We start from the raw sequence: 25,696 nt of genomic DNA on the forward strand, positions 1-25,696 counted from the left end.
GGTTACGCCTTCTTCGCCTCGAGCGCCGCGATCAGCTGCGGCACGACCGTGAACAGATCGCCGACGACGCCGAAGTCGGCGATCTCGAAGATCGGGGCGTCCGGGTCCTTGTTGATCGCGACGATGGTCTTGGCGGTCTGCATGCCGGCCTTGTGCTGGATCGCGCCCGAGATGCCGAGAGCCACGTACAGCTGCGGCGCCACCGACACACCGGTCTGACCCACCTGGTACGAGTACGGAACATAGCCGGCGTCGACCGCGGCGCGCGACGCGCCCACCGCCGCGCCGAGCGCATCGGCCAGCTGCTCGACGAGCGCGAACTTCTCGCCGGATCCGAGACCGCGCCCGCCCGACACCACCTTCGCCGCACCACGCAACTCCGGACGCGACGACGACACCACGGCCTCGTCCACCGAGGTCACGGTCGCGGCGCGACGGCCGGACGCACGCACCTCGAGCGGCTCGGCCTCGACGCCGGCGACCGCCTCGGCACGGGCATCGATCGAGCCCTGCCGGATCGTGATGACCGGCGCGCCCCACGTGACGGCCGAGTCGACGTTGTAAGCCCCGCCGTAGACCGAGTGGTGCGCCACCACACCCTCCGCGTCGCGCGAGACGCCGACCGCGTCGACCGCGACGCCCGAGCGGGTGCGGGCGGCGTACCGGCCGGCGACCTCGCGGCCCTCCACCGAGTTCGCCACCAGGATCGCGTCGGGGCGCACCAGATCGGCGGCCTCCGTCAGCGCGTCCACCCGCGGAACCGTCAGAGAGTCGCCGGCCGGCGCGACCAGCACCGACGCGGCGCCCAGGGCCGCAGCATCCGTCGCCAACGCGGCATCACCGACGATCACCGCGACCGGCGTGCCCACCGAGGCGGCGGCACCCAGCAGCTCGGCCGCCGTCTTGGCCAGCCCGCCCGAGGGCGTGGTGTCGAGGAGGACCAGGATCGAGTCGTCCGCAAAAGTCATGGGAGCCACCTCACGCGAGCCGGTTCTGGATGAGGAAGTCCGCGAGCTTCTGCCCCGCGTCCCCCTCGTCGACGATCTTCACGCCGGCCGCACGCGGCGGCTTCTCGCTGAGCGAGATCACGATCGAGCGCGACGCGTCGGGGTCGTGCGGGTCGATCTCGAGCTCGGCGAGAGACAGGGTCTCGAACGGCTTCTTCTTCGCCGCCATGATGCCCTTGAAGTTCGGGAAGCGCGCGTCGGGCAGCGCCTCGGTGATCGAGATCACCGCCGGCAGCGCCGCCGTCACCTGCAGCGTCGCGCCGTCGGACGCACGCGTGCCGAGCACCTCGCCCTCGCGGATCTCGACCGCGCTCAGATACGTCGCCGACGGCACGTCGAGGATCTCGGCCACCATCGCCGGGACGATCCCGCCCACCCCGTCGGTCGACAGGTTGCCGCCGATCACCAGATCGAACCCGGTGCGCTGCAGCGCCGCCGCGAGCACCTCTGCCGTCAGCCCCAGGTCTGCCCCGAGAAGGCCCTCGTCGACGACCTGCACGGCCGACGCGGCGCCCATCGCAAGACCCTTTCGCACCGTCGCCGACGCCGATTCCGGCGTCATCGAGAGCACGACGACCTCGGTTCCCGGCGTCTTGTCGGCGTACGACAGCGCCACCTCGAGCGCACGTTCACCGATCTCGTCGATCACGGTCTCGCTCGCGGCGCGATCGGCAAGTCCCGTCTCCAGCGACAGCTTGCGATCCCCATAGGTATCCGGGACTTCCTTGACCAGGACGACGATCTTCATACGATCTCCTCACGCTGGGCACGAGTCTATGGCGCGCGGCGCAATGTACCCAATCCCGTGTCACGAACCGGCGATGAGCGACGCGTGACCCGCCGTGTGTATACATAAAGCGGGTTTCGACGTATCCGCCGTCCCTCACCACACCCCCGGACCGATACGGTGGGGACGAGGAGGTCGTCATGGCAGCACCCAAGCGTCTTCCGGTCGACCCGATCGCCGAGGCCAAGCGCCAGTGGATCGCCCATGGCTGGGAGAGCGCCGCCGCGGGGATGACCGCCGTGACGTCGATCATCCGAGCGCAGCAGCTCCTGTTCGCGCGCATCGACACCGCCTTGAAGCCGTTCGGCCTGTCGTTCGCGCGGTACGAGATGCTGCGCCTGCTCGGCTTCACCAGAGAGGGACGGATGCCGATGGCCAGCGCCATCGCCCGCCTGCAGGTGCATCCGACCAGCGTCACTAACACGGTCGAGCGTCTCGCTCGCGACGGCCTCGTGTCGCGCGAACCGCACCCCGGCGACGGGCGCGCGGCGATGCTCGTGCTCACCGACTCCGGCCGCGAGCTCGTGGAGCGGGCGACGGCGGCCCTCAACACCGAGGTCTTCGAGGATCCCGGCCTGACCGACGCCGACACGACCGAGCTCGTGCGCATCATCGCGCGCTTCCGCAAGGACGCCGGCGACTTCACCGAGCCCCGCCCTCAGCCCGACCCGCTCTGAGCCGAGACTCAGCGGCCCGTGAACTCGGGGGCGCGCTTCTCGCGGAAGGCGGCCATGCCCTCCTTCTGGTCCTCGGTGTCGAAGAGGCTCGCGAACACGTGCTTCTCGAGGCGCAGGCCCTCGGCCAACGGGGTCTCGAGCGCGGCATCCAGCACGGCCTTCGCCGCGTACAGCGACGGCAGGCTCTTCGACGCGATGGTCTCGGCGGTCTTCTGCGCCTCGGCGAGCAGGTCGGCGGCGGGGACGACGCGCGAGACGAGTCCCGACCGCTCGGCCTCCGCAGCATCCATCATCCGTCCCGTGAGGATCAGCTCGGCCGCCTTGTAGTAGCCGACCGCGCGGATGAGGCGCTGCGAACCGCCCATCCCCGGGATGACCCCGAGGTTGATCTCGGGCTGGCCGAAATTCGCGGAGTCGGCGGCCAGGATGATGTCGCACATCATCGCGAGCTCGCACCCGCCCCCGAGCGCGTAGCCCGAGACGGCGGCGATCACCGGCGTGCGCACGGCGGCGAACTGCGTCCAGCCGCCGAAGTGGTCGCCCATCAGCATCTCGAGCCCCGACTTCGACTCCATCTCCTTGATGTCGGCGCCGGCGGCGAATGCACGCTCCGAGCCGGTCACGACGATCGCGCCGATCCCTTCATCGGCATCGAAGACGGATGCTGCGGCCACCACGTCGCGGCACACCTGCGCGTTCAGCGCGTTGAGCGCCTCGGGCCGGTTGAGGGTGATCCAGCCGACCCGGCCGCGGGTCTCGACGAGGATGGTGTCGTACTCGGTCATATCTCTCCTCGGTTGCGGGCTGCTGTTTGCCTGTCACATTGTGTCGCCCCGGGCGTCACTTCGTGACAGGTGAGCTGATGGGAGCCAGGGGTGCTGCTGCTCACCTGTCACAACGTGCCGAGCTCGGCGGCAGATCGTGACAGGTGAGCGACTCGGGGCGGAGCCGGGTCAGTCCGAGAACTCGCGGATCGAGTTGATGATGCCCGAGAAGTCCTGGCCCGCGCCGGGGCCGTCGGCGTAGTGCGCGTAGATCTCGCGCGCGAGCATGCCCATGCGGGCGTCCACTCCGGTGAGCTGCACCGCCTGCTCGGCAAGGCCCAGGTCCTTGTTCATGAGTGCACCGGCGAATCCGGGCTGATAGTCGCGGTTCGCCGGACTCGTCGGCACCGGCCCGGGCACCGGGCAGTTCGTCGTCAGCGCCCAGCACTGCCCCGACGCATTCGAGGCGACGTCGAACAGCGCCTGGTGCGAGAGCCCCAGCCGCTCCCCCAGCACGAACGCCTCGGCCACCGCGATCTGCGACACCGCGAGGATCATGTTGTTGCACACCTTCGCGGCCTGGCCGAGTCCGGCCCCGCCGCAGTGCACGACGCGGCGGCCCATCGCCTCGAGCAGCGGCCTGGCCGCTTCGAAGTCGTCGTCCGTGCCGCCCACCATGAACGCGAGCGTGGCGTTCTCGGCGCCGACCACCCCACCCGACACGGGCGCGTCGAGCGAGCGGTGCCCGGCCGCCTCGGCGAGCGCGTGCGCGGCGCGCGCCTCGTCCACGGCGATCGTCGAGCAGTCGATGAACAGTGCTCCGGATGCTGCGACCCCGAGCAGCCCCGCCGCCCCCTCCGAACCCCGATAGGCGTCGAGCACTTGCGCGCCGGTCTGGAACATCGTGATGACGACGTCCGCGGCGGTGGCAGCATCCGTTCCCGAATCCGCGACGGCGAGCCCGGCGCCCCGTGCCGCCTCGACCGCGGCGGGGAAGACGTCGAAGCCGACCACCTCGTGACCGGTGCCGGCGAGATTCCGCGCCATGGGCAGGCCCATGTGGCCGAGCCCCAGGAATGCGATCTTCATGTCGGACCTCCTCGTCCTGAGATCGTCAGTGCGCGAGCAGCTGGCGGCCGATGATCACGCGCATGATCTCGTTGGTCCCCTCCAGGATCTGATGCACGCGCAGATCGCGCACCACCTTTTCGATCCCGTACTCGTGGAGGTAACCGTACCCGCCATGCAGCTGGAGGGCCTGGTTGGCGACGGTGAAGCCCGCATCGGTCGCGAACCGCTTGGCCATCGCGCACTGCATCGATGCGTCCGGCGCCTTCGCATCGAGGGCGGCCGCCGCATCGCGCACGAGGGCGCGCGCCGCACGCAGCTCGGTGGCCATATCGGCGAGCGCGAACACCACGGCCTGCTTCTCGGCGAGCGGCTCGCCGAAGGTGAAGCGCTCGTGCACATAGGTGACGGCGCGGTCGAGCGCCCACTGCGCGCCGCCCAGCGAGCACGCGGCGATGTTGATGCGGCCGCCGTCGAGCGCCGACATCGCGATCTTGAAGCCCTGCCCCTCACCGCCGAGGACGTTCGCGGCGGGCACCCGCACCTCGTCGAGGATCACCTGCCGCGTCGGCTGGGCGTTCCATCCCATCTTGTGCTCGACCTGGCCGAACGAGAGCCCAGGGGTGTCGGCCGGAACGAGGAACGCGGTGATGCCGCGACCGCCGGCGTCGGCATCCGTGCGGGCCATCACGATGTAGACCGATGCCTCGCCTCCGCCGGAGATGAACTGCTTGACGCCGGTCAGCACGTACTCGTCGCCCGAGCGGATCGCGCTCGTGGCGATCGCGGCGGCATCCGATCCCGCCCCCGGCTCGGTGAGGCAGTAGCTGCCGAACCCCTGCATCGACGTCAGGAGCGGAAGCCACTCGTGGCGCTGAGCGTCGGTCCCGTAGGCGTCGATCATCCACGCGACCATGTTGTGGATGGAGATGTACGCGGCGATGGCCGGGTCGCCCTTCGCCAGCTCCTCGAAGATCAGCACCGCGTCCGAGCGCGAAAGGCCCGAGCCGCCGATGTCCTCCTGGACGTAGATCCCGCCGAGGCCGAGGTCGCCGCCGAGCTGCAGCGTCTCGCGGGGGAAGTGCGATGTCGCGTCCCACTCCAGCGCGTGCGGCGCGAGTTCGGACTGCGCGAAATCGCGCACGGCTTCGATGATGGCTGCGCGCTCGTCCTCGCTGATGGCGGCGGGAGCGAGCACGGGGACAGGGGTGGCGTCCATTACGTCTCTCCGGTGAGTCAGGGTGACGGCTTCGTCACGACTACCAGAATACTAGGACATCCATGTAATTGCTCGGGATCCCGTGCACCGGAATCGTCCAGCGCTGTTCACCCCGGGGTCATCTTCGCCATCCAAGCTCGAGCCGATTCGGTGTGGACGCTGGGTTCCATTCCGTGTCGCACCCGCACCCCCTTACCGAGGACACGCATGCCTTCGCATCTCTTCCGCCGCGCCGTCGCGTTCACCGCGACGACCGCGGCTGTCTGCGCGCTCGCGCTGACCAGCAGCACCGCGGCATCCGCCGCGCTCGTTCCGGACTACTTCAGCGACTCCGCCCCGAACGCCGCACTCGCGCTGACCCCGCTCGGCTCCCACGAGTCCGGCGTCTACGGGGAGTCCGCCGCCGAGATCGTGCAGGCGTACCGCGACCGCCTGTTCGTTGTCAACGCGCAGGCCGGCACGGTGCTCGTGCTCGACAACAGCGGCCCCGAGCAGCCGACCGCGCTGTTCTCGATCGCCTCGAAGGGCGTCGCGAACTCGCTCGCCATCCGCGACGACGGCCTCGGCGTGGTCGCGTTCGAGGCGGAGACCAAGACCGACAAGGGTCACCTCGTGTTCTTCGACGCGAACAAGGACTCGGCCGAAGCCTCAGTGCTCGGGCAGGTCGAGGTTGGCGCCCTCCCCGACATGGTCACCGTCTCGAAGGACGGCAAGTACGCGGTCGTGGCGAACGAGGGGGAGCCCGCCGACGACTTCTCGCTCGACCCCGAGGGCTCGATCAGCGTCGTGACGCTTCCGGCCGGCGTCGCCGCTCCGGCCCAGAGTGCGGTCAAGACCGCCGGCTTCGGCGCCTTCGAGGCCGGTGGCACCAAGACGCTCGACCCGAGGGTGCGCGTGTTCGGCCCCGACGTCGCTGCACCCGACCAGGGCGACAAGGCGCTCACGGCCAACCGCGTGAGCCGCAACCTCGAGCCGGAGTACATCACGGTCGACGGCACGACCGCCTACGCGGCGCTGCAGGAGGGCAATGCGATCGCGGTCATCGACCTCACCAAGGCCGAGGTCACCTCGATCCTGCCGCTCGGCTACAAGGACTACGGCGTCGCAGGCAACGGCCTCGACCCCAGCGACCGCGACCCGCAGGGCGCACCCACGGTCAACATCGCGACGTATCCCGGCCTCAAGGGCCTGTACATGCCCGACGGCATCCAGTCGTTCTCGGCGACGGTCGGCGGCAAGACCGCGACCTACCTCGTCACCGCGAACGAGGGCGACGCGCGCGAGTGGGGCGTGGAAGACACCGACTCGTACTTCATCGACGAGGCCCGCATCAAGGACTTCGGCAAGGACGGCCTCGCCGGCATCTGCGCCGACAGCCCGCTCGCCGGCCTGCAGGGCGGCCACGACCTTGGCCGCCTCAAGGTCGTGGCCGACCTCGGCCAGGCCGAGGGTGCCGACTGCTACAGCGAGCTGTACGCGTACGGCGGCCGCTCATTCTCGATCTGGGACACGAAGGGCACCCTGGTCTTCGACTCGGGCGACGACTTCGAGCAGATCACGTCGCAGATCCCGGGCCTGGTCTTCAATGCCAGCAACGACAACAACAACAGCAACGACCGCAGCGACGACAAGGGCCCCGAGCCCGAGAACGTCACGATCGGCGTCGTCGGCGGCAAGACCTACGCCTTCGTCGGCCTCGAGCGCGTCGGCGGCGTGATGGTCTACGACATCACCGACCCGACGGCGGCCCAGTACGTCACCTACGTCAACAACCGCGACTTCACGCAGGACGTCGAGTCGGCGGCGGCGGGCGACCTGGGCCCCGAGGGCATCCAGTTCATCTCGGCGCTGCGCTCGTCGACCGGCACACCGCAGCTCGTCGTGGGCAGCGAGGTCTCGGGCACGACCACCGTGTGGGACGTCGCTCAGCTCACCGCCTCGCAGCCCGATGTGCGCGTGCTGACGATCAACGACTTCCACGGGCGCCTCGTGCAGGAGACCGGCGGCGTCGCGGGCGCCGCGGTGCTCGCGGGTGCGGTCGACAAGTACCGTCAGCAGAACCCGAACACGCTGTTCGTCTCGGCCGGTGACAACATCGGCGCCTCGGCGTTCGAGTCGTTCATCGACGACGACGACCCCACCATCGACGCGCTCGTCGCGGCCGGCCTCGACGCGAGCGCCGTCGGCAACCACGAGTTCGACCAGGGCTTCGACGACCTCGTGAACGACGTCATCCCGAGCTTCGAGGGCGACGAGAACGCCGACGCGATGAGCGACTTCGCCCTCGGTGCGAACGTCTTCGTGAAGGGCACCGACGACCACGCGCTGCAGCCGTACACGATCAAGACGGTGAACGGCACGAAGATCGCGTTCGTCGGCGTCGTCACGACTCAGACGGCCGGCATGGTGAGCCCCGACGGCATCGCCGACATCGAGTTCCGCGACCTGGTCGACTCGGCCAACGATGCGGCGGCGGATGCTGCGGCGGAAGGCGCCGACGTCGTCATCCTGCTCGCCCATGAGGGCGCCGCGAGCTCGGCGCTCGAGGCCAGCCAGGCCGACGACGCGTTCGGCGACCTGGTCGAGAACGCGTCGGACGACATCGACGCCATCGTCTCGGCGCACACGCACCAGCGGTACGCGCACGAGATCGGCGGTCGCCCGGTCATCCAGGCGCACCAGTACGGCACCGCGCTCGGAACGCTCGACATCGAGCTGACCGAGACCGGCGAGCTCGAGTCGATCACCGGCGGCACCGTGTCGCTGTACGACTCGGTGGTGAGCCAGCACGTCGCCTACCCTCAGACCGCGACGAAGTCCATCGTCGACCAGGCCGTGACGGTCGCGACCGAGAAGGGGCAGGTGCAGGTCGGCTCGATCACCGCCGACATCCTCCGCGGCAAGACCTCGACCGGCAGTGAGGACCGCGGCGTGCACTCCACGCTCGGCAACACCATCGCCGACGTCTACCTGTGGGCGACGAGCGCCAATCCGGGCTACGGCGGCCAGGACGCGCAGATCGCGTTCATGAACCCGGGGGGCCTGCGCAACGACCTGCTGTTCGGCGACGACGACGGGGCGATGTCGTACCGTGAGGTCGCGAACGTCCAGCCGTTCGGCAACACCCTGGTCACGCTCGACCTGACCGGCGTGCAGATCAAGGAGATCCTCGAGCAGCAGTGGCAGCCCGACGGCGCGTCGCGCCCGAAGCTCGCCCTCGGCGTCTCGAAGGGCTTCACCTTCGAGTACGACCCGTCGGCCGCCCGCGATGCGCACATCGTGTCGATGCAGTATCAGGGTGAAGAGATTTACCCCACCGACACCTTCCGCGTCGTGACGAACTCGTTCCTGTCGGCCGGTGGAGACAACTTCTTCTCCTTCGCCGACGGCACGAACGTGCTCGACTCGGGCCAGATCGACCTGCAGGCCACGGTGGACTTCTTCGCCGCAGCCGGTGGCCCGGTCGCCCCGTCGCCTGCGGACCGCGCGTACCTGCTCGGCGAGCAGCCCCCGGTCGAGGGCACGGACCCCGGCACCGGCCCGGGGACCGACCCCGGCACCACCACCCCGCCCACTCCCGTGAACCCCGGCGGCAACCCGCCGGCCGCGGGTGCGCAGCGCGGCGGCGACTGGGCCAAGGTCGACGTCGGCCCGGGCCGTGTCGAGCAGGGCGGCACGCTCCGCGTCTCCCTCTCGGGCCTCGAGCCGGGTCAGACCGTGGCCGCGACGCTGTTCAGCGACCCGGTGGTGGTCTCGGGCATCCCCGCCGCCGACGCACAGGGCCGCCTGAGCTTCACCGTGGTCATCCCGTCCGACATCGCGCTCGGCGACCACCGCCTGGTGATCACGTCGGCAGGTCTGGACCCGATCGAGGTCGGCGTCACGGTCGTCGCGCCCGGGGCCCTCGCCGCCACCGGCTCGGAGTTCCCGTGGGGGATCACCGTCGGCGGCGCCGCAGTGCTGATGATCGCCGGTGCGGCGCTCTTCGTGATCCGCAGGCGTCGCGAGACCACCGCGGACTGACGTCCTCCTGCACGACGAGGCGGCCCCCACCTTCGGGTGAGGGCCGCCTCTGCGTGTCACTGGTCCCAGACCATGAACGGGCGCAGTTCCAGCTGTCCGTTGCGGGCCATCGGATGCCGCGACGCGATCTCGATCGCCTCCTCCAGGTTCTCGACCTCGAGGATGTCGAAGCCGCAGATCACCTCGGCGGTCTCGACGAACGGACCGCGGCTCGTGAGCACCTTGCCGCCGCGCACCTTCACCACCGTGGAGTCGGACTGCGGCGCGAGCACCTCGCCGATGACCCGCTTGCCGCTGGCGTCGAGCGGATCGACCCACAGGTCGACGTCCGACTCGTCGGCCTCCGCGTCGGGCTCGAGCGACGTGACGACGAACATCATGTACTTCATGGGGTGATCCTTCCGGTTGTGGGCGGCCGTCCGCCAGCCTCACTCCGGTCGTCGCACGGCCGCCGGCGAAGTCGACAATTCGGTGTCGCGGATTCTTCGCGCTGTCCGAATCGGCATTCGCGGCCCGATCAGACGACCGCGGATGCCGATTTCGACAGCGCGGCCGCAGGACTCCGGCCGCGGATGCCGATTTCGACCGCGGATGCTGATTCCGACCGCGCAGAATCATCCTCCGGGCGGACTCGGATGAGACTCCGGGCTGACGCGGTGGCGCGCCTCGCTCCGTAGCGTCGAAGGCATGGTCAGCACCACGTCCACGATCCCGGTCACCCGTCGCCGCGAGCTCTCCGCTACCGCGGCGCTGCTTCTCACCATCGGGGGCAACATCCTCGTCGTCACGATCGCCGCGCTCGCGGTCGCCGGTGTCGCCGTCGCGGCCCTCGCGGTGTTCGGGCGGCAGCTGATGGAACTGCTCTAGCCACGCCGCATGACCGCGCCCGCCCGTCACGATGACGGGCGGGCGCGGTGGTGCGACGACGGTGTCAGCGGCGCTGGTTCTCGACCAGCACCACCGCGGTGCGCGCCGGCACCGTGACCGTTCCGGTCGAGGCGTTCCACGTGGTCGTCTTCACGACGGGGTCCGAGCCCTTCGCCAGCGCCGGCGTCAGGGCGAACGAGCGGCCCTTCAGCTCCGCGACCGTCTGCGTCGCCGGGGCGGTCCCCGCGTTGAAGACCACCAGCGCGCCCTTCAGCTTCGGGTCGACGTCCTTGCCCACGAGGTCGTCGATGAGCACTACGATCACGCCGGGGTCGGCATCCGTCCCGCTGTTCGGGAACGAGACCTTCTGGTCGATGAGGTCGGCAGACCCGAGCCGGAGCAGCCCCACCTCGTCGCGCACGCGGAGCAGATCGAGAGCGGATGCCTCGGCCGTGGCGATGTCGGAGGCGCCGGGCTTGTTCGCCGGGTCGGCGAGGAGCGGCTGCTTGATCGCCCACGAGGTGCCGTTGTCGGCCTGGCGCGGGAGGCCCGACCCGAAGGTCGACTCCTGCCCCGTCCAGTCGATGCGGTTGAACCAGTCCCCCGCGTTGTAGCTGTTGCGGTCGAGCGACTTCGAGCGCAGCAGCTCGGTGCCGGCGTGCCAGAACGACGGCGTCTGCGCGTAGGTCGTCGTCGCGAGCGACAGCGTGTTCATGCGCACGCGGTCCGCCATCGCCGTGTCGGCCGGGAGCTTCAGCACCGACAGGTCGTAGAGCGTCTCGTTGTCGTGCGCGTCGACGTACGTGATGATCTCGTCGGGCTGATCGGCGTAGCCGGCCGGCGAGCCGCGGTAGTCGAGCTCGTCGCCCGCCTTCACGGTGCCCGTGTGGTCGGTCAGCGTGTAGTCGCGGAGGTTGCCCGCGAGGCCCAGCTTCACGAGGTCGGTCTGGTGCGCGAGGTCGGCGAGGGCCTGCTCGGTGGTGCCGTTGATCGGCGCGCCGTTGGGGTCGGTGCCGAGGCCGGTGCCGAAGCCCTGCTGCTGGATCGTGTCGCTCGCCACCGGGCTGCCGCCGTGTACGGCGTCGCGCAGCCGGTCGCTGAACGTGCCGATGCCGGTGCCGCCGAGCTGCCCCTGCGTGGCCTGCTCGAAGAGGGCGTTGTTCGCGACCTCGCCGAAGTTCCAGCCCTCTCCGTAGAGATAGATCGCCTTGCCGTCGACGCCGTCCTTCTTCAGCGTGAGCTCGTCGAGCGCCGCGCGGATCGCGAGCATGTTCTCCTTCGAGTGGTGGCCCATGAGGTCGAAGCGGAAGCCGTCGACCTTGTAGTCACGCGCCCACGTCACGACCGAGTCGACCATGAGCTTCTGCGCGACCTCGTGCTCGGTGGCCACGTTCTGGCAGCACGTCGAGGTCTCGACGCCGCCCGCGAGGTTGAGCCGCTGGTAATAGCCGGGCACGACCTGATCGAGCACCGACGTCGGCGCCTGACCCGATGCCGAGGTGTGGTTGAACACCTGGTCGAGCACGACCTGCAGGCCCATGCCGTGCAGCGCCCCCACCATCGAACGGAACTCCGCCACGCGGGCGCCGCCCTCGGGGTCCGTGGCGTACGAGCCCTCGGGCACCGAGTAGTGGTACGGGTCGTAGCCCCAGTTGAAGCCGTCGGCGTCGACGACCTTCTCGACGCAGGCCTGCTGCTCGGTGCTGTCGGGCGTGAACGACGCGAGGTCGCAGTCCGGCGTCAGCTGCTTCGAGCGGTCCTCCTCGATCGTCGCGATGTCGAAGGTCGGCAGCAGGTGCACCGTGTTCACGCCCGCATCGGCGAGCTGGCGCAGCTGCGTCGCACCCGCGCTGTCGCGCGAGAACGCCGCATAGGTGCCACGCTCGGCCTCGGGCACGGACTCGTCGGTGATCGAGAAGTCGCGCACGTGGAGCTCGTAGATCGCGCGGTCGACCGGGCGGTCCACCACGGGCGCCTTCGTCTTCTCCCAGCCCTTCGGACGCCAGTCCTTGTCGTCGAGGTCGATCGCGACGGAGCGCTCGGAGTTCGTCGTCAGCGCGACCGAGTACGGGTCGGTGACGTCGTTCGTCTCGATCTTCCCGGTGGTCGGCGCGTAGACGACGACCTCCCACAGGTATTCGTCGCCCTTCAGCGCCTTCGTACCCTTCACGGTCCAGATTCCGGATGCCGCGTCCCACGCCGCCTCGTGGCGCACGGGGTCGCCGTCGGCTCCGGCCTCCCACGTGAGCAGCGTCGCGCTCTGGGCGGTGGGCGCCCACAGGCGGAACGTCGGCTTGTCCTTCGAGAGCGTGACACCGAGGTCGGCGTCGGCCACCTCGTCCGCGTAGAGGTCGTCGAGCACACCCGGGATCTGCACCCCGGTGAAGCCCGCAAGCACGCCGTCGGCGTCGCGCTGCGACACCGCGAGCTGGCCGCGGACCAGAGCCGCAGCATCCGTCCCCGCAGGCACGCTCAGCGCGACGAAGCTCGCGAGAGCCGGGAACCGCGCCTTCTGCTCAGCGGTCAGACCGCCCTCGATCACCGTGAGGTCGACCGCGTCGCCGCCGGTGACCTCGCCGTCGACGAGAGCGACGGATGCCTCGGCCGACGCGTGCAGCTGCCACGAGGCGTCGGCAGGGACGGCGCCGAGATCGGCCGGCCAGGCGATCGTGTCGGCGTCGATCCAGTGCGCGCGCTGCTCGCCCACACCGGCGAGCGGCGGGTCGGTGACCTCGATCTCGAGCACGTGGGTGGAAAGGGTGTACCGGAACACGATCAGCTTGCCGTCGCTCGCGCTGAACGAGTAGTTCGCGCCGCCGGGCGCGCCGCCCACGCCGTAGTTCTCGTTCCAGCTGAGCCCGTGCGCGACCTTGATCTCGTAGGCGCCGGCCGGGATCTCGTCGGTCGAGAACTCGTAGACGCCATCCTTGTCACCATCGGCCATGAGGGTCGCGAGGCAGCCCGGGTCCCAGTCGCCGGCACACCCCAGCTCGCTCTGCGCGGAGCCCGGCAGCGTCACGGTGGGGCCTTCGGCCGTCGACTGCACGACGTTCGAGCGCGGGTCGAAGTAGAAGGTGATCGGGCCGCCGGCGTGAGCCATGGTGATGTTCGCACCGCCCGGAGCGCCGTTCGCGCCGTAGTTCACGTCCCACGTGCCGTTGATCGCGACCTTGTACTCGTACGTGTTCGCCGGAAGGTCGAACGTGCCGGCCCAGATGCCGTCGGCGCGCAGCGTGAGCTTCGCCGCCTCGCAGCCGGGGGTCCAGTCGCCCGCGCAGCCCATCTCGGAGTTGAGGTTTCCGGGCACGGTCACCATGTCGATCGGCGACTCGGGCTCCTCCTCGACGACGAGCGACACGGCGTTGCCCACCGACGCGTAGGTCGAGGCGGCGGCGTGGCGTCCGGCGGCGTCGGTCGTGACCGCGCGGTACTCGACGAGCGTGCCGTTCGCGAGGCCTTCGATCGTGTGGAAGACGCGCGGGTCGGTGTCTTCTGCGGTACCGAGCGCGTGCCACTCGTCCGATCCGGCGACGCGCCACGAGAAGCTCGTCTCCTGCCACGTCGCGTCATCGACGTCGGCGCTGATGGCGACGGAGCCCGTGAGACCCGCACCGGCGGCCGGCGCGTTCACCGAGATGGCCAGCGGCGACTCGGGAGCCGACACCGTCGCGCCGGCACGATAGACGACGGCCGACAGGGCCGGGACGGTGACGGATGCCGCGGCCGAGGCGTCCGTCGACAGCGCCGCGTCGGCGCCGTAGACCGGCGCGAACGACGCGTTCGCAGTGAGCGTCGTGAGGTTCACCGTCTTGGCAGCCGTCGTGTTGTTGAGCGCGACCAGGTACTCGACCTCGTCCTTGCGGTCGACGCGCGAGAAGGCGTAGACGCCGGCGCCGTTGTCGGCGTAGCGCTCGATCTGCGCCCCGGTGACGAGCGTCGGGTGCGCCGCACGCAGGGCCGCGAGATCGGCGATGCGCTGGTAGACCGGGGCGGCGGTGTCGTAGCGGTCGACCGACCCTGCGGTCGTGCCGTCGATGAGCTTCTGGTTCTGATACTCCGCGACCTCGGTCGCGAAGAGCGTCTGGCGTGCGTCCTTGTCGCCGCCGGTGCCCGCGAAGCCCTGCTCGTCGCCGTAGTAGACGACGGGCTGGCCGCGGCCGAGGAACATCAGGTCGTGCGCGAGCAGGTCGCGCCCGAGGGCGTCAGGGGTCGACTGCAGCATGTAGCCGACACGGCCCATGTCGTGGTTGCCGAGGAAGGTCGGCAGCGCCGTGGCGGACGTGTCTGTCGTCGTGTACCAGTCGTCGCCCGCGTACAGAGCCTGCAGCCCCTTCGCACTGTTGCCCGCGGCGAAGCTGACGGCCGACGACTGGAAGGTGAAGTCGAGCACCGAGTTCATGTCGGTGTCGCGGACGTACGGCGACAGCTTGACCGGGTCGGCGTCGTAGACCTCGCCGAACATGAAGAAGTCCTTCTTGCCGAGGGAGTGGGCGTAGTCGAGCACCTCGGTGGTCCACTGCTCCCAGAACTCGAAGTTCACGTGCTTGGCGGTGTCGATGCGGAAGCCGTCGATGCCGAGGTCGATCCAGTTCTGATAGACGGCGACGAAGCCGTTCACGACCGTCGGGTGCTCGGTCATCAGGTCGTCGAGGCCCGAGAAGTCCCCGTACGTGACCGACTCGCCCGACCACGTCGAGTCGCCGCGGTTGTGGTACATCGTGGGGTCGTTCAGCCACGCCGGGACCTTCGCGGTCGCGTCGTCGACCACGGGGGTGTACGGGAACGAGGTCGCGGCGTCCAGCTCCGGGAAGGTGTCGGTGCCCGCGTAATCCGCCGGATCGAAGGCCGTGCCCGAGGCGTCCTTGTACGGGCTCGTCGCCTGGTCGATGTACGAGTACTGCCCCTGGGTGTTCGAGATCAGGTCGGCGGTGTGGTTGGTGATGATGTCGAAGTAGACCTTGATCCCCTTGGCATGCGCCTCGTCGATCAGTGCCTCGAGCTCAGCGTTGGTGCCGAGGTGCGGGTCGATCTGCGTGAAGTCGGTGATCCAGTACCCGTGGTAACCGGCGCTCGCGTTCGCGCCTTCGCCCTGCACGGGGTTGTTCTTGAAGCTCGGGGTCAGCCAGATCGCGGTCGTGCCGAGGCCGTCGATGTAGTCGAGCTTCTCGCGCAGGCCCGCGATGTCGCCGCCGTTGTAGAAGCCCTTGTCGGCCGGGTCGAAGCCCGTGGTGAGCCGGTCCCCGGCGAGCCCGCCCTGGTCGTTCGCGGTGTCGCCGTTCGCGAAGCGGTCGGTCATGACGAAGTAGAACTGCTCCTGGCTGCCCGGCTGGCGCACCGGTGCCGCGACGAGCGCGTCGTCGTCGGCCGTGTACCCGGCACGCAGGCTCTTCGCCTCGAGGCCCACGCGATGGGTGTTGTCATCGAACACGAAGCGCAGCTTCGACGGGCCGGCGATCGTCAGCGGGACGTTGTCACCCCCGCCGCCCAGTCCGTACGACTCGTCCCACGCGTCGTTGACGGCCACCTTGTACTCGTACGAGCCGGCCGGCACGTCGAACTCGGCGGCGTACACGCCTGCTGTGTCGGTGGCGGCGAGCTCGGTCGCCGCGCAGTCGGGCTTCCAGTCGTCGGCGCAGCCGAGTTCGGATTGCAGGCTGCCGACGAGCGCGAACGTGCGCTCGGCGGCGGCTGCGGGCGCGATCTGGACCACTCCCCCCGTCACGATGAGCGCCGCCGTGGCAAGGCTGGCGGTGAGTGTTCGGGCACGTCCTGGGGTCGACTTCGACACGGGAGCTCCTGGGGTGGGGCGATGGGCACGCCGACGTGCCCGCGGTGCAGTTGTGCGGCCGACACTAACAGCGGCATCGCGAGAATTGCAAGCGCTTACAGAATGAGAAGGCTTTCATCGAGCCGATGCTGCGGGCCGAGGCATCCGTTTGCCTGCTATTCACGCAACCGCTTGCAGAACGGCGGCGACCCGCCGAAGGTCACAAGTTGATACCGCCGGGCCCCGTATCCGGCATCCCGACGCACACTGGACTGCATGTGGTGGACGTTCCTCAAGGCACTCAAGGGCGGTGAGCACCGCGTCGCGCCCACGACGTGGATCGCCGCGACCGCCGCGGTCGTCTACGCGGTCTCGCCGATCGACCTGATCCCCGAGCTCGTGCTCGGGCCCCTCGGATTCACCGACGACCTCGGCGTCTGGAGCATCCTCGCCCTGCTCCTGGTGCGCGAGCACCACCGGTGGCAGGCGGGCCTGCAGGCTCCGTAGGGTCAGTCGTCGCCCGCGACCGCGCAGGCGCTCCCGAAGCCCAGGTGCAGGAGCCCGTCGACCGTGGTCCTGTCCCGGATGCTCATGCGCTCGATCGGCAGCGTCGCCGAGACAGGGGATCCGCGCCGACCCCGAGGGCGATCTCCCCGGTCTCGGCGGAAATCCCTTGCCTCGACGACACCGTCGGGTGGGCGCCCTAGAGCCGTTCGATGATCGTCGCGTTCGCCATGCCGCCGCCCTCGCACATCGTCTGCAGCCCGTAGCGCCCGCCGGTCGCCTCGAGGTGGGAGACGAGGGTGCCGAGCAGCCGTGTGCCCGATGCCCCGACCGCGTGGCCGAGGGCGATCGCGCCGCCCCACGGGTTCAGCTTCGCCGGGTCGGCATCGAGGTCCTGCTGCCAGGCCAGCGGCACCGAGGCGAACGCCTCGTTCACCTCATAGGCGTCGAGGTCGGCGATCGACAGCCCGCTGCGCTCGAGGATGCGCCGAGTCGCGGGGATGGGCCCCGTCAGCATCATGATCGGGTCGTCGCCGACGACGGCGAACGAGTGGAACCGCGCCCGGGGCGTGAGTCCGAGCTCGGTCGCCTTCTCCTCGCTCATGATGAGAGCAGCGGATGCCGCATCCGTGAGCGGCGACGAATTGCCTGCGGTGATGCGCCAATCGAGGTCGGGGAACCGCGCGGCGAGCTCGTCGGTGCGGAACGCGGGATTCAGCCCGGCCAGCGATTCCACGGTGGTGCCGGCGCGCACGGTCTCGTCGAACGCGACCGCGTCGGAGTCGCCGGCGAGGACCGGGACCACCTGCGAGTCGAAGGCGCCGTGGTTCCAGGCCTCCACTGCCCGCCGATGCGACTCGGCGGAGTACGCGTCGAGCTGCTCGCGGCTGAGGCCCCACCTGTGCGCGATGAGCTCGGCGGAGACGCCCTGGTTCACGAGGCCGTCGGGGTAGCGCCGCATGAGGCCGGGGGCCTTCGTGCCGCCGATGCGCGACGAGCCGAGCGGCACGCGACTCATCGACTCCACGCCCGCGGCGATCACGATGTCGTACGCGCCCGCGATCACGCCCTGGGCCGCGAAGTGGGCGGCCTGCTGGCTCGAGCCGCACTGACGGTCGATGGTGACAGCGGGCACGGTCTCATCGAAGCCTGCGGCCAGCACGGCGTGCCGTGCGACGTTCATGGCCTGGTCGCCGACCTGACTCACGCACCCCATGAGCACGTCGTCGATCTGCCGCGACTCGAGGCCGTTGCGCTCGAGCAGCGCGCGCAGCACGTGCGCCGCGAGATCGATGGAGTGGACGGCGCTCAGCGCTCCCCCGGGCTTGCCGCGCCCGGACGGCGTGCGGACGACATCGACGATGACGGCGTGGGGCATGGGAGACCTCCTCCTCAGAAGCCTAAGACGGTGACGGATGCTGCGGCCCGGCGCTCGTGCACGGGCCGCGGAACCGCGTCAGGCGCGAACGTCGGGGGTCGCGTAGGTGCTGCGCTGCTCGATGACCGCCAAGGTGCAGCGCGAGACGCACACGAGGCGGCCGGCCTCGTCGGCGATGCGGATCTCCCACACGTGCACCCGACGCCCGACGTTGATCGGCGTCACCGTGCCGATGACCCAGCCCGACGAGATCGGGCGCAGGTGGTTGGCGTTGATCTCCATGCCCACGACATGGAACCGCTCACGGTCCACGGCGAGGTAGCCGGCCCACGACGCGAGCGTCTCTGCGAGCGCGACCGAGGCCCCGCCGTGGAGCACGCCCGCGGGCTGCACGGAACGGTGGTCCACCGGCATCCGTCCCACCAGCGCATCGTCGCGGATCGCGACGATCTCGATGCCGAGGTTCTCGATGAGCGTGCCCGGCGCCATCGCCGACAGGTCGATGGCGGCGACGTCGCCGAACCAGAGGCTCATGGCCTCACCCCGCGGCTTCCTCTGCACGTTCGGCGGCGGCCTGGTGCGCAGCATCCGGAACATAACCGTCGATGTGGCGCTCATGGGGCCCGTTGTACTCCGACAGCGGGCGGATGAGCGCGTTCGAGGCGAGCTGCTCCATGATGTGCGCGGTCCAGCCGGTCACGCGGGCCGCGACGAACAGCGGTGTGAAGGTCAGCGTGTCGAAGCCCATCAGGCTGTACGCCGGACCCGACGGGTAGTCGAGGTTCGGGTAGATGCCCTTGCGGCCCACGAACTCGCTCTCGAGCGTCTCGTAGAGCGCGGCCACGTCGGGCCGGTCGTAATGCTCGACGAGCGTGTCGAGCGCCGCCTTCATGGTGGGCACCCGCGAGTCGCCCTTCTTGTACACGCGATGGCCGAAGCCCATGATCTTGCGCTTCTCGGCGAGCGCCTGGTCGAGCCACGGCCCGACGTTCTCGGCGGTGCCGATCTCGTCGAAGATGTGCAGCACGGCCTCATTGGCGCCGCCGTGCAACGGGCCCTTCAAGGCGCCGATCGCCGCGACGACCGCCGAGTAGAGGTCGCTGAGCGTCGAGGTCACGACACGGGCGGTGAACGTCGAGGCGTTGAACGAGTGCTCCGCGTACAGGATCATCGAGCGGTTGAACGCGTCGACCACGACGTCGTCGGCGGTCTCGTCGAACGTCATCCACAGGAAGTTCGCGGCGTAATCGAGGTCGTCGCGCGGAGCGACGGGCTGCAGTCCGCGGCGGCGGCGTTGCCCGTAGGCGACGATCGCGGGAAGCACGGCGAACAGTCGCACGCTGCGCGCCAGGTTCTCCTCCTCGCTCCCGGCCACATCGAGCACCGAGCCGGTGCCGGCCAGGTCGCGCGCGCCGATGAGGCTCACCGCGGTGCGCACCTCGTCCATCGGATGCGCGTCGATCGGCACGAGATCGATCGCGGCACGCACATCGGCGGGGAGGTGCCGGTACGCACGCTCGGTCGCGCGCAGCTGCGCGAGCTGCACGTCGGTCGGGAGCTCGCCGTGCCACAGGAGGTAGGCGACCGCCTCGAACGACTGCGTCGCGGCGAGCTCCTGCACCGGGTAACCGCGGTACAGCAGCGAGTTCGTCTCGGGGTTGACCTTCGAGACCGCCGTGTAGTCCACGACGACGCCGGCGAGCCCCTTCTTGATGTCGGGTTCGGTCATAGCCTTGCTCCTTTGCTTGGCCCGGTCGTTGAGCGAGCGTAGCGAGTCGAAACGCGTTTCGTCTCGTCGCTGCGCTCCTCGCTCAACGACCGGGAGCGTCGATCTGGAAGTTGAAGACGTCCTGGTCGAAGTGGTTGTACTGCTCGTAGTCGATGAGGTCGTAGAGGTCCGCGCGGTGCTGCATCTCGCCGAGCTTGGACGTGAGGTGTCCTTCGTCGATGAGCGTATCGAGAGCGCGGGATGCTGCGCCCATCGCGATGCGCAGGAGCGAGACCGGCCAGATCACGATGTTGACGCCGACGCCCTGCAGCTGGTCGACCGAGAAGAGCTCCGACTTCCCGAACTCGGTCATGTTGGCGAGGATCGGCACGTCGACGGCGGCGCGGATCGCGGCGAACTCCTCGAGCGTGCGCATCGCCTCGGGGAAGATCGCGTCCGCGCCCGCGTCGACGAGCGCCTTGGCACGGTCGATCGCGGCCGCCATCCCCTCCACGGCGCGGATGTCGGTGCGCGCCATGATCAGGAAGTTCGGGTCGCGGCGCGCGTCGGCGGCCGCCCGGATGCGCTTGATCGCGGTGTCCTCGTCCACGACGGCCTTGCCGTCGAGGTGGCCGCACCGCTTCGGGTTGATCTGGTCCTCGATGTGCGTGCCCGCGAGGCCCGCGTCTTCGAGCGTCTGGATCGTGCGGGCGACGTTCATCGGCTCGCCGAAGCCGGTGTCGGCGTCGATGATCGCCGGCAGGTCGGTCATGCGCGCGATCTGCTGGCCCCGCGCCGCCACCTCGGTGAGCGTCGTGAGCCCGATGTCGGGCAGGCCCAGGTCGGCGCTGAGCACCGCACCCGAGATGTAGACGCCCTCGAAGCCCTTGCGCTCGATGAGCCGGGCGCTCAGCGGATTGAACGCCCCGGGGAACCGCAGCAGCTCGCCGGACGCGAGGCGCGCGCGGAACAGCCGCCGCTTCTCGTGCGAAGGCACGGTGGAGTACAGCATCAGAAGAGTCCCTTCGGGGCCGGCGCGGAGGCCAGCACGCCGAAGTCGGCGACGATGGTGAGCTGCTGGACCTCTTCGGCGGTGAGCTCGGGCAGGCGCTCGGCGAGGTCGAGGAAGCGCTCGATCTCGTCTGCCGTGAGCACGGGCTCGGCGAGCAGGCGGAACTTGCGCACGTAGTCTTCGCGCGCGAACGGCCGGGCGCCGAGCGGGTGCGCGTCGGCGACGGCGATCTCGTCCTCGATGGTCTCGCCGTTCGCGAGGCGGATCTCGACGCGGCCGCCGAACGCCTTCTCGTCCGGGTCCTCCGAGTGGTAGCGGCGGGTCCACTCCTCGTCCTCGGCCGTGGTGATCTTCTGCCACAGCGCGACCGTGTCCTCACGCCCCGCCCGTGCCGGCAGGTACGAGTCGACGTGGTGCCAGCCACCGTCCTGCAGCGCGACCGCGAAGATGTACGGGATCGAGTGGTCCAGCGTCTCGCGCGACGCGGCCGGGTCGTACTTCTGCGGGTCGTTCGCGCCCGAGCCGATCACGTAGTGCGTGTGGTGCGACGTGTGCAGCACGATCGCCTCGACATTCGCCGGATCGGCCAGCTCCGGGTGCTCGCCGTGCAGCTTGCGCGCGAGGTCGATCCAAGCCTGCGCCTGGTACTCCGCCGAGTGCTCCTTCGTGTACGAGTCGAGGATGGCCCGCTTCGGCTCGCCCTGACCCGGCAGCGGCACCTCGTACGAAGCATCCGGCCCGTCCAGCAGCCACGCGATCACGCCGTCCTCGCCCTCGTAGATCGGGCTCGGCGACGTCTCGCCACGCATGGCGCGGTCGACGGCCTCGACCGCCATCTTGCCCGCGAACGCGGGGGCGTGCGCCTTCCACGTCGAGATCTCGCCCTTGCGCGACTGGCGCGTCGCCGTCGTGGTGTGCAGCGCCTGGCCGACGGCCTGGTAGATCGTCTCGACGTCGAGTCCCAGCAGGGTGCCGATGCCGGCGGCCGCTGACGGGCCGAGGTGGGCGACGTGGTCGATCTTGTGCTTGTGCAGGCTGATGGCGCGCACGAGGTCGATCTGGATCTCGTATCCCGTCGCCAGTCCCCGCACCAGCGCCGCCCCGTCGGCACCGACGTGCTGCGCGACCGCGACGATCGGCGGGATGTTGTCGCCCGGGTGCGAGTAATCGGCCGCCAGGAACGTGTCGTGGTAGTCGAGCTCGCGCACGGCGACCCCGTTCGCCCACGCCGCCCACTCCGGGCTCGTCTTGCGATCCAGCGCACAGCCGAACACGGTGGCGCCCGAACCGCCGACCGACACGGCGTGGTCGAGAGCCTGCTGACGCGCGGCGCTCACCGGTGCCCGGGTGAGGGATGCTGCCGCCACCGCCGCGTTGTCGATCACGCGGTTGATGATCATGTCGACGACGTCGGCGTCGACCTCGACGGGGTCGGCGGCGACTTCGGCGATGTGCCACGCGAGCTGCCCCTCGCGAGCGAGGTTCTCGTCGCTGCGGTGGACACGGAGGTGGTGGATGACGGTCATAGCTGGCCTTTCAGGTCGAGCGCGGGAGAGTTCGCGGGAGCCGCCGCGGTGAGCGACTCGAGGATGCTGCGGAGGGCGTTGTGCAGGTGCACGTGCGTCGCGTGGGCGGCGAGATCCGCGTCGCGTGCCGAGATCGCCGTCGCGATGAGGCGGTGTTCGGCGACGGATGCGGCGAGCCGAGCGGGATTGTCGCGCGCGAGTCGCCGCACCCTGACGAGATGGGTGCGCACCGTGCGCAGCGCCGCGGTGAGGTAGTCGTTCGCGACCGCGGCGTCGAGCGCGAGATCGAAGTCAGCGATGAGCGCGTAGTAGGGGTCGCGCCCATCGGCGCCCGCCCCGCCGCCGTCGAGGTCGACCCGCGCGAACTCGCGAGCGAGATCGGCGAAGACCGCGGTGTCTCCCCGCTCGGCGGCGAGCCGCGCGGCGGACTCCTCGAGGGCGCGGCGCACTTCGAAGATCTCACGGATGTCGTCGGCGTCGATCGCGGTGACCACCGTCACGCGGGGCGACTGCTGGGCGACGAGCCCGTCGGCGGCGAGCCGGCCGAGGGCTTCGCGCAGTGGCGTGCGGCTGACGCCGAGCCGGGCCGCCTGCTCGACCTCGCCGAGCACGGCACCGGGCCGCAGGACGCCGGACTGGATCTCGTCGAGGAGGGTCGCGTAGGCGCGGTCACTGGCCCGCATCCGCATCACCTCCTCGTCCGACACCTCGGCCAGTGTATACATAAATGCGCATGCACGCACCAGGTACAGGGTTCAAGCCGCTGAGGGTATACAAACCGCGCACAGCCGTGAGGAAAGCGTGAGGAGTATTCAGGAATTTGTGAATCCGGCGTAGCGTCTGCGCCATGACCACAGTCATCCGCACGAGCGGCCTCACCAAGCACTACGGCCGCGTCCACGCCCTCGACGGACTCGACCTCGTCGTCGACGAGGGCCAGGTGCACGGGTTCCTCGGACCCAACGGGGCCGGGAAGTCCACCACGATCCGGATCCTGCTCGGGCTCGCGCGCAAGACCGGGGGCGAGGCATCCGTCTTCGGTCTCGAGCCCTGGCGCGACGCCGTCGAGATCCACCGACGAGTCGCCTACATCCCGGGAGATGTGAGCGTGTGGCCCAATCTCTCCGGAGGTGAGGCGATCGATCTGCTCTCGCGCCTCCGCGGAGCCGCTCGCCACGACCGGAATTACATCGGCGAGAAGGAGCGCCTCATGGAGGCGTTCCAGTTCGACCCGCGCAAGAAGGGCCGTGCCTATTCGAAGGGCAACCGGCAGAAGGTCGCTCTGATCGCCGCGTTCGCCGTGCCCGCCGACCTGTACATCTTCGACGAGCCCACGAGCGGCCTCGACCCGCTCATGGACGTGATGTTCCGTCGCGAGGTCGGGCGCGTCCACGCCACCGGCGCGACCGTGCTGCTGTCGAGCCACATCCTGTCGGAGGTCGAGCAATTGTGCGATCGGGTCTCGATCATCCGCGCGGGGCGCGTCGTCGAGAGCGGCACGCTCGCCGACATGCGTCACCTCACGCGCACCGAGGTGTCGTACGAGGGGACGGATGCCGCACCCGTGGCCGCGCTCGCGGCGGCGCACGACGCCCTTGTCGAGGACGGCCGCGTGCGCTTCACGGTCGACAGCGATCAGGTCCCGGGAGTGCTCCCCGAGCTCTCGCGCCTGGGCGTCGCGGGGCTTAGAGTCGCGCCGCCGTCGCTCGAGGAGCTCTTCATGCGCCACTACGGCGACGACCTCGCGGCACTGGAGGGGAACGGGCGATGAGCCGCCTGACGACCCTTCTCGGGCAGCGGCTGCGGCGCGACTGGCTGCAGCTGACGCTGTGGATCGGCGGCACCATGGGGCTGGCGCTCGTCGGCGTGTCGGCCGTCGCGAGCACGTACGGCACGGAGCAGGAGCGCGCGGCGCTGCTCGCCACCGTCATGGCGAACCCGGTGATCCTGCTGTTCCGCGGCCTGCCGTCCGGGCCCGGCGAGCAGGCGTTCATCGTCTTCCTCCTCATGCCGTTCCTCGTGATGATGGCCGCCTTCATGAGCTCGTTCCTCGCTGTGCGGCACACCCGCGGCGACGAGGAGTCGGGGCGCCTCGAGCTCGTCGCGGCGACGACGGCGGGCAGGACCGTGCCGACAATCGCCACGATCGTCCACGGCGTGCTCGCGAACCTCCTGCTCGGCCTGCTCGTCGCCGCCGCCTTCCTCACCGGCGGCTCCCCCGCCGAGGGGTCCTGGCTCGCCGGGTTCACCGCGGCGTGCGGTGGCCTCACCTACCTGGGCGTCGCGCTCCTTGCCGCGCAGCTCATGCGCACCTCGCGCGGCGCGAACTCCCTCGCGGTGTGGGTGCTCGTCGTGACTTACTTCATCGCCGGCATCGGCAATGCCGTCGGCACTCCGAGCGACGACCTCACGCACATGGAGAGCTCGTGGCTGACCTGGCTCTCCCCGTTCGGATGGGCCGAGAACACCCGCGCGTTCGACGAGAACCTCTGGTGGCCCGCGCTCCTGTGCCTGGGCGCCTTCGCCGTGCTCGCCGGAGCGGCGCTCGCCCTCCAGGCCGTGCGCGACCTCGGCGCGAGCATCGTCCCGGAACGGCAGGGCCGCGCCGCCGCTCGTGCGACGCTGTCGTCGCCCACGGCGCTCGTCTCGCGCCTCGCGACCGGGTCGACTGTCGGCTGGATGGCGGGCGCGTTCTTCACCGGGGCGCTCTCGACCTCCCTGGGGTCGGTCGTCAATGAGATAGGTGCGGAGAATCCCGCCGTCGCCGACCTGCTGAAGGCTCTCTCGGCCGAGGCGGACCTCGAGCAGGCAGTCGTGGTCGTCTTCTTCACCATGGTGGGGCTTCTCGCCGCCTGCGCCGGCGTGCAGACGGTGGCTCGCGCCCGCCAGGAGGAGGCGCACGGCACCGCCGAACCCGTCCTCGCGACACCGGTGCAGCGGGTCCGGTGGCTGGCCGACTTCGTCGTCATCGGGTTCATCGCCATCGTGCTGACCTGCGCGGCCGCGTACCTCGGCGCATGGGTCGGTGCCGCAGGGCGCGAGAACGGCGCCGACCTGACCAGCGACGCGTTCGTCGCCGCATGGGGGCAGGCCGTCGCGGCATCCGTGTTCCTCGCCCTCACCGCGCTCATCTTCACGATCGCGCCGCGGTGGACGATTCCCCTCGGCTGGACCCTGGTGACGACTGCGATCCTCTTCGGTCTGTACGGCCCTCTCCTGGGCCTCCCCGAGTGGGTGACGAACCTGTCGCCGTTCACGGTCGCCCCGATCCCGAGCGGCAGCGAGGTGGATCTTCGCGGGATGTGGTGGCTGTTGCTCGTCACGGGCGCCGGGGCGGCAGCATCCCTGACTCTCATGCAGCGACGCGAACTGGCTTCGGCAGGATAGGC

19 protein-coding genes are annotated in these 25,696 nt (G+C 69.9%); 6 read left to right on the plus strand and 13 right to left on the minus strand.

The window, feature by feature from the left end:
- Window positions 1-2 precede the first annotated feature (2 nt).
- Window positions 3-968 (minus strand): electron transfer flavoprotein subunit alpha/FixB family protein, encoded by a 966-nt coding sequence (locus ACEYYH_RS19205; RefSeq protein ID WP_374975894.1) that lies wholly within the window; start codon window positions 966-968, stop codon window positions 3-5.
- 10 nt (window positions 969-978) lie between these two features.
- Window positions 979-1,755 (minus strand): electron transfer flavoprotein subunit beta/FixA family protein, encoded by a 777-nt coding sequence (locus tag ACEYYH_RS19210; protein WP_374975895.1) that lies wholly within the window; start codon window positions 1,753-1,755, stop codon window positions 979-981.
- Window positions 1,756-1,934: 179 nt separating this feature from the next.
- Here ACEYYH_RS19210 and ACEYYH_RS19215 point away from each other — a divergent pair, with 179 nt between their 5' ends.
- Window positions 1,935-2,471: a MarR family winged helix-turn-helix transcriptional regulator gene (locus tag ACEYYH_RS19215; protein WP_374975896.1), complete on the plus strand. Its 537-nt coding sequence runs from the start codon at window positions 1,935-1,937 to the stop codon at window positions 2,469-2,471.
- Window positions 2,472-2,479: 8 nt separating this feature from the next.
- On the opposite strand, the gene ACEYYH_RS19220 is transcribed toward ACEYYH_RS19215, so the two are convergent.
- From ACEYYH_RS19220 to ACEYYH_RS19230, 3 genes are all read right to left on the minus strand, one after another.
- The gene (locus ACEYYH_RS19220; RefSeq protein WP_374975897.1) at window positions 2,480-3,256 is read right to left on the minus strand and encodes an enoyl-CoA hydratase; all 777 of its coding nucleotides are present in this window, start codon (window positions 3,254-3,256) and stop codon (window positions 2,480-2,482) included.
- A gap of 168 nt (window positions 3,257-3,424) precedes the next feature.
- Window positions 3,425-4,324: a 3-hydroxyisobutyrate dehydrogenase gene (gene mmsB / locus ACEYYH_RS19225; protein WP_374975898.1), complete on the minus strand. Its 900-nt coding sequence runs from the start codon at window positions 4,322-4,324 to the stop codon at window positions 3,425-3,427.
- A gap of 25 nt (window positions 4,325-4,349) precedes the next feature.
- Complete coding sequence (locus tag ACEYYH_RS19230) at window positions 4,350-5,522, minus strand: acyl-CoA dehydrogenase family protein (RefSeq protein ID WP_374975899.1); 1,173 nt, start codon at window positions 5,520-5,522, stop codon at window positions 4,350-4,352.
- A gap of 207 nt (window positions 5,523-5,729) precedes the next feature.
- Between ACEYYH_RS19230 and ACEYYH_RS19235 the strand changes: the two genes are divergently transcribed.
- Window positions 5,730-9,545: a choice-of-anchor I family protein gene (locus ACEYYH_RS19235; protein WP_374975900.1), complete on the plus strand. Its 3,816-nt coding sequence runs from the start codon at window positions 5,730-5,732 to the stop codon at window positions 9,543-9,545.
- A 56-nt stretch (window positions 9,546-9,601) separates the two neighbouring features.
- Here the strand turns inward: ACEYYH_RS19235 and ACEYYH_RS19240 are convergent, their stop codons facing one another.
- Window positions 9,602-9,934 carry a YciI family protein gene (locus tag ACEYYH_RS19240; RefSeq protein ID WP_374975901.1) on the minus strand — a complete coding sequence of 111 codons (333 nt, stop codon included), beginning with the start codon at window positions 9,932-9,934 and terminating at the stop codon, window positions 9,602-9,604.
- A gap of 298 nt (window positions 9,935-10,232) precedes the next feature.
- Here ACEYYH_RS19240 and ACEYYH_RS19245 point away from each other — a divergent pair, with 298 nt between their 5' ends.
- On the plus strand, window positions 10,233-10,412 hold the full coding sequence (locus ACEYYH_RS19245) for a hypothetical protein (RefSeq protein WP_374975902.1): 180 nt from the start codon (window positions 10,233-10,235) through the stop codon (window positions 10,410-10,412).
- Window positions 10,413-10,476: 64 nt separating this feature from the next.
- Here the strand turns inward: ACEYYH_RS19245 and pulA are convergent, their stop codons facing one another.
- Window positions 10,477-16,200 (minus strand): pullulanase-type alpha-1,6-glucosidase, encoded by a 5,724-nt coding sequence (gene pulA, locus ACEYYH_RS19250; protein ID WP_374975903.1) that lies wholly within the window; start codon window positions 16,198-16,200, stop codon window positions 10,477-10,479.
- 255 nt (window positions 16,201-16,455) lie between these two features.
- Between pulA and ACEYYH_RS19255 the strand changes: the two genes are divergently transcribed.
- Entirely contained in the window at window positions 16,456-16,686 is a 231-nt protein-coding gene (locus tag ACEYYH_RS19255) for a DUF1232 domain-containing protein (RefSeq protein WP_374975904.1), read from the plus strand.
- 196 nt (window positions 16,687-16,882) lie between these two features.
- Here the strand turns inward: ACEYYH_RS19255 and ACEYYH_RS19260 are convergent, their stop codons facing one another.
- The 6 genes from ACEYYH_RS19260 to ACEYYH_RS19285 all read right to left on the minus strand — a co-directional run bounded on the left by ACEYYH_RS19260 (window position 16,883) and on the right by ACEYYH_RS19285 (window position 22,990).
- Window positions 16,883-18,061, minus strand: coding sequence for a thiolase family protein (locus tag ACEYYH_RS19260; RefSeq protein WP_374975905.1), 1,179 nt, complete (start codon window positions 18,059-18,061; stop codon window positions 16,883-16,885).
- A 78-nt stretch (window positions 18,062-18,139) separates the two neighbouring features.
- Window positions 18,140-18,595 carry a hotdog fold thioesterase gene (locus ACEYYH_RS19265; protein WP_116195546.1) on the minus strand — a complete coding sequence of 152 codons (456 nt, stop codon included), beginning with the start codon at window positions 18,593-18,595 and terminating at the stop codon, window positions 18,140-18,142.
- Window positions 18,596-18,599: 4 nt separating this feature from the next.
- Window positions 18,600-19,790: a bifunctional 2-methylcitrate synthase/citrate synthase gene (locus tag ACEYYH_RS19270; protein WP_374975906.1), complete on the minus strand. Its 1,191-nt coding sequence runs from the start codon at window positions 19,788-19,790 to the stop codon at window positions 18,600-18,602.
- 82 nt (window positions 19,791-19,872) lie between these two features.
- Window positions 19,873-20,781, minus strand: coding sequence for a methylisocitrate lyase (gene prpB, locus ACEYYH_RS19275; protein ID WP_374975907.1), 909 nt, complete (start codon window positions 20,779-20,781; stop codon window positions 19,873-19,875).
- Window positions 20,781-22,307 carry an MmgE/PrpD family protein gene (locus ACEYYH_RS19280; RefSeq protein WP_374975908.1) on the minus strand — a complete coding sequence of 509 codons (1,527 nt, stop codon included), beginning with the start codon at window positions 22,305-22,307 and terminating at the stop codon, window positions 20,781-20,783. Before ACEYYH_RS19280 ends, prpB begins: the two co-directional genes overlap by 1 nt.
- Window positions 22,304-22,990, minus strand: a complete 687-nt coding sequence (locus ACEYYH_RS19285; protein WP_374978263.1) for a GntR family transcriptional regulator — start codon at window positions 22,988-22,990, stop codon at window positions 22,304-22,306. Before ACEYYH_RS19285 ends, ACEYYH_RS19280 begins: the two co-directional genes overlap by 4 nt.
- Window positions 22,991-23,154: 164 nt before the next feature.
- On the opposite strand from ACEYYH_RS19285, the gene ACEYYH_RS19290 reads away from it, so the two are divergent.
- Both ACEYYH_RS19290 and ACEYYH_RS19295 read left to right on the plus strand, forming a co-directional pair.
- Window positions 23,155-24,078, plus strand: coding sequence for an ATP-binding cassette domain-containing protein (locus tag ACEYYH_RS19290; RefSeq protein WP_374975909.1), 924 nt, complete (start codon window positions 23,155-23,157; stop codon window positions 24,076-24,078).
- Window positions 24,075-25,694 carry an ABC transporter permease gene (locus ACEYYH_RS19295; RefSeq protein ID WP_374975910.1) on the plus strand — a complete coding sequence of 540 codons (1,620 nt, stop codon included), beginning with the start codon at window positions 24,075-24,077 and terminating at the stop codon, window positions 25,692-25,694. The genes ACEYYH_RS19290 and ACEYYH_RS19295 overlap by 4 nt, the downstream gene beginning before the upstream one ends.
- Window positions 25,695-25,696 lie beyond the last annotated feature (2 nt).

Origin of the sequence: Microbacterium trichothecenolyticum (assembly GCF_041938625.1) — a bacterium.
Taxonomy (GTDB): Bacteria; Actinomycetota; Actinomycetes; order Actinomycetales; family Microbacteriaceae; genus Microbacterium; species Microbacterium trichothecenolyticum_D.